Source organism: Phenylobacterium sp. (assembly GCF_036263695.1).
In the GTDB taxonomy this organism is placed as follows: Bacteria; Pseudomonadota; Alphaproteobacteria; order Caulobacterales; family Caulobacteraceae; genus Phenylobacterium.
The window spans coordinates 1-5,723 of the sequence record NZ_DATAGM010000229.1 but is presented as its reverse complement, the minus strand read 5'-3'; the positions used below and the strand labels follow the sequence as shown (position 1 = coordinate 5,723).

Annotated in this window: 7 protein-coding genes and 1 pseudogene; 5 read left to right on the top strand and 3 right to left on the bottom strand. The window is 69.8% G+C overall.

The features are described from left to right. The first annotated feature begins 285 nt into the window (after positions 1-285). The gene (locus VHK87_RS09395; RefSeq protein ID WP_329634637.1) at positions 286-1,092 is read left to right on the top strand and encodes an aminoglycoside phosphotransferase family protein; all 807 of its coding nucleotides are present in this window, start codon (positions 286-288) and stop codon (positions 1,090-1,092) included. A gap of 107 nt (positions 1,093-1,199) precedes the next feature. Here VHK87_RS09395 and msrB read toward each other — a convergent pair whose 3' ends face one another. Continuing rightward, the gene (gene msrB / locus VHK87_RS09390; protein WP_414694136.1) at positions 1,200-1,688 is read right to left on the bottom strand and encodes a peptide-methionine (R)-S-oxide reductase MsrB; all 489 of its coding nucleotides are present in this window, start codon (positions 1,686-1,688) and stop codon (positions 1,200-1,202) included. A 57-nt stretch (positions 1,689-1,745) separates the two neighbouring features. Between msrB and VHK87_RS09385 the strand changes: the two genes are divergently transcribed. The 4 genes from VHK87_RS09385 to VHK87_RS09370 are packed head-to-tail and all read left to right on the top strand — an operon-like array spanning position 1,746 to position 4,731. After that, positions 1,746-2,066, top strand: a complete 321-nt coding sequence (locus tag VHK87_RS09385) for a heavy metal-binding domain-containing protein (RefSeq protein WP_329634635.1) — start codon at positions 1,746-1,748, stop codon at positions 2,064-2,066. Between the two features lie 10 nt (positions 2,067-2,076). After that, the gene (locus tag VHK87_RS09380; RefSeq protein WP_329634634.1) at positions 2,077-4,059 is read left to right on the top strand and encodes an acetyl/propionyl/methylcrotonyl-CoA carboxylase subunit alpha; all 1,983 of its coding nucleotides are present in this window, start codon (positions 2,077-2,079) and stop codon (positions 4,057-4,059) included. Next, positions 4,056-4,328 (top strand): hypothetical protein, encoded by a 273-nt coding sequence (locus VHK87_RS09375; protein WP_329634633.1) that lies wholly within the window; start codon positions 4,056-4,058, stop codon positions 4,326-4,328. Before VHK87_RS09380 ends, VHK87_RS09375 begins: the two co-directional genes overlap by 4 nt. A gap of 10 nt (positions 4,329-4,338) precedes the next feature. Next, the gene (locus VHK87_RS09370; protein WP_329634632.1) at positions 4,339-4,731 is read left to right on the top strand and encodes a DUF805 domain-containing protein; all 393 of its coding nucleotides are present in this window, start codon (positions 4,339-4,341) and stop codon (positions 4,729-4,731) included. A 109-nt stretch (positions 4,732-4,840) separates the two neighbouring features. Here the strand turns inward: VHK87_RS09370 and VHK87_RS09365 are convergent, their stop codons facing one another. Both VHK87_RS09365 and VHK87_RS09360 read right to left on the bottom strand, forming a co-directional pair. Next, complete coding sequence (locus VHK87_RS09365; protein ID WP_329634631.1) at positions 4,841-5,446, bottom strand: hemerythrin domain-containing protein; 606 nt, start codon at positions 5,444-5,446, stop codon at positions 4,841-4,843. Between the two features lie 12 nt (positions 5,447-5,458). Continuing rightward, positions 5,459-5,723 (bottom strand): annotated as a pseudogene (locus tag VHK87_RS09360) (hypothetical protein); the annotation flags it as partial.

The window sequence follows — 5,723 nt, the reverse complement described above, 5'->3', positions numbered from 1 at the left end:
CACCTCGTCGGCGCGGGCCTTGGCTTCGGCGGTGGTGAGTTTCATGTCAGGCGTTTCCCGGCTAGGTGCGCGAACGATACCGCCGGTGTTCCAGCCAAGCTTTTATGGCGGATGGTCGCAGTGGGAGCCGCCGCGCCCCCTCCACCCGCTCGTCCCGGCGAAAGCCGGGATCCAGATCCAAGGTCTGATGAGCGGCTGGATGAGTGCTGCGCTACATGGACGGCGTGTCTGCGTTCGCCATTCTGGGTCCCGGCGTCCGCCGGGATGATCGGGTAAGAAGGGCTGATGAACCGGTTCGAGCCGTGGCTGGCGAAGTGGGGCCTGACGCCCGACGGCGCGCCGTTCGAGTCGCTGGCCGGGGCCCTGCTGCCGGTACGGCGCGGGGAGGCGCCGGCGATGCTGAAGCTCGCCACCGCCGAGGAGGAGAAGCGCGGGGCGGCGCTCTTGGCCTGGTACGGCGGCGAGGGGGCCGTACGCGTGCTGGCGCTCGAGGCCGAGGCGCTGCTGATGGAGCGGGCCGTGGGAACGCTGACCCTCGCCGAGATGGCGCGGAGCGGCGAAGACGAGGCGGCGACGCGCATCCTCTGCGAGACGGCCGCCAGGCTGCACGAGCCTCGGGACGACGATCCGCCGCAGAGCCTCGTTCCCCTGCCGCTGTGGTTCCGGGAGCTGGCGGTGGCGGCCAACCGCCACGGCGGGCCCTACGCCCTGGCCGCCTCGGTCGCCCAGGAGCTGCTGCAGACGCCGCAGGACATCGTCGTGCTGCACGGGGACATCCACCACGGCAACGTGCTGCACGACGCGCAGCGCGGCTGGCTGGCGATCGATCCGAAGGGGGTGGTCGGCGAGCGCGGCTACGATCACGCCAACATGCTGTGCAACCCGGACGTGGTGACGGCGACCGCGCCCGGGCGGCTGGCCGACCAGCTGGACGTGATCTGCGAGGCGGCAGGGCTGGAGCACGAGCGGCAGCTGATGTGGACGATCGCCTACTGCGGCCTCTCGGCCAGCTGGACGCTCAGCGACGGCGACGATCCATGGCGCGCGCTGAGGATACTTGAGATCGCGGCGGAGGAGTTGGGGGTGTCATAACTCAGGTCATCCCGGCCGAAGCGCAGCGGAGAGCCGGGACCCAGAGGTGGCGCGGGGGCGTCTGGGTCCCGGATGAGCCGCTTCGCGGCTCTCCGGGATGACAGGAGCTAAGCCGTGACCTTCGCCGCGTTGTCTCCACGCCCTAGCGGATCGCGCAGGGGGTGGCCGTTCGGCACGAACTCCAGCGACACCGAGTTGATGCAGTAGCGCAGCCGGGTGGGCGGCGGGCCGTCGGGGAAGACGTGGCCCTGGTGGCTGTCACAGCGGGCGCAGCGGGTCTCGATGCGCACCATGCCGTAGCTGACGTCGCGCACGCCGATCACATGGGCCTCGTCGATGGGCGCGTAGAAGCTCGGCCAGCCGGTGCCGCTCTCGAACTTGGTCCTGGCCTGGAACAGCGGCAGTCCGCAGAGGCGGCAGCAGTAGGCGCCGTCCTCCTTGTTATCCAGAAGGCCGCCGCAGAAGGGCGCCTCGGTGCCGTGGTGCAGGAGGACGTCGGCCTCCTCCGGGGTGAGGTCGGCTTCCAGGCGCTTGCGTTCCTCAGCGGAAGGCGGCGAGAGGTCGAAACCGGAGGGGGAGACCGCTGGCGTGCTCATGCCGGTCAATTTAAGGTCCCGCCGACGACGCACCAAGGCCGGAGGACGGATTAGACCATGCTGACGTCTACGACGCCGGAGATTCCCGGGCGCGAGGTGGCCGAGACCCTCGGTGTGGTCTCGGGCGAGGCGATCATCGGGGCCCACATCTTCCGCGACTTCTTCGCCGGCATCACAAACATCATCGGCGGCCGGGCCGGAGGCTACGAGAAGGCGCTGCGCCAGGCGCGCGACATCGCCCTGCAGGAGATGTGCGACGAGGCGGCCGGCCGCGGCGCGACGGCGGTCATCGGCATCGACCTCGACTACGAGGCTCTCGGGGCCGACAACGGCATGCTGATGGTCACCGCCGCGGGCACGGCGGTTCGGCTGCGCTAGGCGAAGGGACGTGTTCGGAAAGATCCTCATCGCCAACCGGGGCGAGATCGCGGTCCGGATCATCAAGACCTGCCGGCGGATGGGCATCCGCACCGTGGTCGTCTACTCCGAAGCCGACGCCGACAGCCTGGCGGTCGAGATGGCCGACGAGTCGGTGTTCATCGGCCCGCCGCCGGCCGCCCAGTCTTACCTGGTGATGGACAAGATCGTCGACGCCTGCCGCCAGACGGGCACCGAGGCCGTCCACCCCGGTTTCGGCTTCCTCTCCGAGAACCCGGTGTTCGCGAAACGGCTGGCGGAGGAGGGGATCGTGTTCATCGGCCCCAATCCCGAGGCCATTGCGGCCATGGGGGACAAGATCGCCTCCAAACGCGCCGCCCAGGCGGCCGGCGTCTCCACCGTGCCGGGGCACGTGGGCGAGATCGCCGACGTGGCCGAAGCGGTGCGGATCAGCCGCGAGGTCGGCTATCCAGTGATGATCAAGGCCTCGGCCGGCGGCGGCGGCAAGGGGATCCGCGTCGCCCGCTCCGACCAGGACGTGGAGGAGGGCTTCCCCGCGGTGCGCGCCGAGGCCGCCGCCAGCTTCGGCGACGACCGCATCTTCATCGAGAAGTTCATCGAAAGCCCGCGCCACATCGAGGTGCAGGTGCTGGGCGACAAGCACGGGAACATCGTCCACCTGTTCGAGCGGGAATGCTCGATCCAGCGGCGCAATCAGAAGGTCGTCGAGGAGGCGCCGAGCCCGCTGCTGGACGAGCCGACCCGGGCGGCGATGGGGGCGCAGGCGATCGCGCTGGCCCGGGCCGTGGGCTACGATTCGGCGGGCACCGTCGAGTTCGTGGCCGGGCAGGACAAGAGCTTCTTCTTCCTCGAGATGAACACCCGGCTGCAGGTGGAGCACCCGGTCACCGAGCTGATCACCGGGATCGACCTCGTCGAGCAGATGATCCGGGTGGCGGCGGGCGAGCCGCTGGGCTTCTCGCAGGCCGACCTGAAGATCGACGGCTGGGCCATCGAGAGCCGCATCTACGCCGAGGACCCCTACCGGGGCTTCCTGCCGTCGGTCGGGCGGCTGGTTCGCTACGACCCGCCGGGCGAGGGGGAACTGGGCGCCGGCAAGGTGCGCAACGACGCCGGGGTGCGCGAAGGCGACGAGATCTCCATGTTCTACGACCCGATGATCTCCAAGCTGGCCACCTGGGGGCCGGACCGGATCACCGCGGTGGACACCATGGCCGCCGCCCTCGAGGACTTCCACATCGAGGGGCCGGGGCACAACATCCCCTTCTTGTCGGCGGTGATGGACGAGCAGCGGTTCCGCGACGGGCGGCTCTCCACCAGCTACATCGGCGACGTGTTCCCGGAGGGCTTCCACGGCGTTCCGCCGACCGACGCCGACCGGGACGTGATCACCGCCGCAGGCTGCGCCATGCATCTGGTCCTCGCGCAACGGGCCGACCGGACACGGCCGCCTCGTGAGGACTGGGTGGTGCTCGTCGGTCAGGCGAGGCGGCCGGTGCGGCTGTCCTGGGCCGGCGATGCTTTGAAGGTCGAGCTGACCGACGAGGGCCGCACCCTGCTGCTCACTGACATCGCCTGGCGGCCGGGCCAGCCGGTGTTCCGCGGCGCGATCGACGGGCGCGGCTTTGCGCTGCAGGTGCGCGCGGCGGCGGAGGGCTTTACCATTCGGCGCCGCGCCTGCAGCCTGCACGTGCTGGTCCTGACGCCGCGTTCGGCCGAGCTGCACGGGAAGCTGCCGCCCAAGAAGGCTGCCGACACCTCCAAGCTGGTGGTCTCGCCGATGCCGGGGCTGGTGGTCGCGCTGGACGTGGCGCCCGGACAGGAGGTCAAGGCCGGCGAGCAGGTGGCCATCGTCGAGGCGATGAAGATGCAGAACATCATTCGCGCCGAGCGGGACGGGGTGGTGAAGACGGTGGGCGCCAAGCCCGGCGACAGCGTCTCGGCGGACGAAGTGCTGGTGGAGTTTGCGTGAGCGATATGGCCAGGAAGCCCAACGGCCACGACCAGAGACCCGAGGTGGTGGACCTGCGCCGCTACCGTCAGGCGGCCGCCAAGCGTAAGCCCCAGGCCCCGCCGCCGCCGCCCAACAACCGCGGCCGCCGGCCCGGACAGGGCGAGTCCTTCATCGGCTCGCGCAAGAACGCTGGCCTGATCCTCGCGATCGTCGTCGTGGTGCTGCTGCTGCTGACCATCGGCCCGGGCGTGATGCGGCTGCTGGCCGTCTTGTCCTTCTCCCAGTGAGCGGACGGCGATGAACTGGGCCGAGCTGTTCTTCAGCGCCGGCGGGCGGGCTCCACGGGGAGCCTCGCTGATCGCCGCGGCCGTGCTGGTGACGCTCGCCGCGCTCTACGAGGCGGCCATGGGACCGACCCTGCACTGGATTACCGGTTGGTTCGTCTATCCGGCGCTGATCTATTCGGGCGCCTGCGTGCTCTCGAAGCGGTTGCACGACCGCGGCCGCTCCGGCTGGTGGGCGGGGCTGGTGCTGCTGGCGGTGGTGGCGGTGTGGCCCAGGCCCGAGAGCTTCTTCGACTTCCTGTTCGTGCTGGTGCTGCTCTGGGCGCTGGTCGAGCTCGGGGTCATGGGCGGCGAGCCCGGGACCAACCGCTACGGTCCGAACCCGCTGCGGCTCGCGACGGCTTAACACCTTCCGTCATCCCCGCACGGCCGTAAGGCCGATCCGGGACCCAGTCCTCTGTGCGGAAGTCTGGGTCCCGGCTCTCCGCTGCGCTTTGGCCGGGATGACGGCAAAGTCAGTGCAGCGTTCGCGCCGGCATCGGCCCGGTGCCCGTCAAGGCCTGGAGGATCTCTGTCCGGCGGGCGGCGAGCTGTTCACCGAGTTCGTAGAGATCCAGGTCAGTCTGGCGGATCTTCGGGAAGAACTCGGTCTCTTCTTCCGTCACGTGGGTCTGGATAGCGGCCGACAGGGTGAGAACCAGATCCTCCTCCTCGGACGTGGCCGCGCCCGCCTCGACGATCCGGTCGATCAGCTGCTTGGCCTCGTCGTGCTCGCGCTCGGCCTCCTCGACCATCCCCTTGTCGGCGAAGGCCTTGCGGGCGGCGGGATAGAGGACCTCCTCCTCGGCCTGCATGTGGGCCATCAGCGCCGTGCAGATGCGCACCGCCCAGGCCTCCTTGTACGAAGGGTCGGTCTCGAACTGGTAGGCGTCGAACCAGCCCATCACCACCCTGTGGTCCTCCTCCAGGAGGCGGGTGACGTCGGCGGCGACCTTCTGGCCGGCCTTGGCGTACTCGGTCGGCGTGGTGGGATCGCCGCGCATGCGGTTCATCATGTCCTTGGCGGGGGACCTGAGGTCCCCCGACATGTGGCTCATCGCGGCTTTGAGGCGCTGGAACATCGCTGCGCCTCCCTACGCCTGCACGCCGGGGTGCTGGTCGGAGTAGCCGCGGGTGCGTCCGTCGCCGCCCTGGCGCAGGCCCTCTACCGGATTGTCGCCGTCGGTCTCCAGCCGGTAGTCGCGGCCGTTGGCCTGGCGGTTCATGTCGATGACCTGCTCGCTTGGCGTACCGCCCTGGTTCACCCGGCTGTTGTAGGCGAAGTAGCGATCTTCCTGGCCCAGGCTGCCGACTGGCACGAAGTCGCTGTCCTTGGAGGTCAGGTGCACCTGGCCGTCG